General features: G+C 61.8%; 1 protein-coding gene and 1 pseudogene. One reads left to right on the top strand and one right to left on the bottom strand.

The genetic code is table 11. The annotated features are described in order from the left end of the window. Positions 1-72: 72 nt before the first annotated feature. A pseudogene (locus tag NCT05_RS31760) lies at positions 73-479 on the top strand (IS21 family transposase); the annotation flags it as partial. Positions 480-514: 35 nt separating this feature from the next. Here the strand turns inward: NCT05_RS31760 and NCT05_RS37285 are convergent. After that, on the bottom strand, positions 515-707 hold a 193-nt coding region (locus NCT05_RS37285; RefSeq protein WP_502801811.1), incomplete at its 5' end, for a hypothetical protein.

Below are 707 nucleotides of genomic sequence, written 5' to 3'. Positions count from 1 at the left end.
GATATAGAGCAGCAACCCATCCTGTCACGGAGTGAGCATATCGATGCTTGTGCAAAGGGAGGCGCTCATATAGAGGAATATCAGGCTGAGTTCGCGAATCGGAAGACTTACCGTTACACGCAGTTCTGCGAGCACTATAAGGCGTTCGCGAAACGGCTGAAGCGCTCCATGCGGCAGATCCACCGTGCTGGCGAGAAGCTATTCGTCGACTTCGCCGGTCCCACGTTGCCGTTGACCACAGGGCGCCGCGCGCACATCTTCGTGGCCGCCATGGGCGCATCGAGCTATACATTCGCATGCGCCACGCCGGCCGAGACGATGGAGGACTGGCTGAGTGGTATCGCCCGCGCGCTGACCTTCTACGGCGGCGTTCCCCAGCTGATCGGGTCGAAGTGGCGGTTCAGGTGGTCGAACGTTGGATCATGGCGCGCCTGCGTCATCGCCAGTTCGAGTCGGTCCAGTCGGTGGACGACGCGATCCGCCCGCTACTGAAGAACTTGAACGAGCGCCCATTTCAGAAGCTGCCGGGATGCCGCGCCAGCGCGTTCACCGAATTAGACGCGCCGGCCCTACAGCCACTGCCGGTGCAGCCGTATGAGCTCGCGCGGTTCAAGGCAGTGACGGTCCACATCTTGTGTGGCGAAGCGATTTCTGTGGCCTCGGTGTTGAGGAGCGGCGTCCAGCGGAGCCCCACGCAGTCTGAAGGC

The organism is Caballeronia sp. AZ7_KS35, assembly GCF_023631045.1.
GTDB classification, from domain to species: Bacteria; Pseudomonadota; Gammaproteobacteria; order Burkholderiales; family Burkholderiaceae; genus Caballeronia; species Caballeronia zhejiangensis.
The sequence above is the reverse complement of the archived record's forward strand: the minus strand, read 5'-3'. Positions and strand labels throughout refer to the sequence as shown.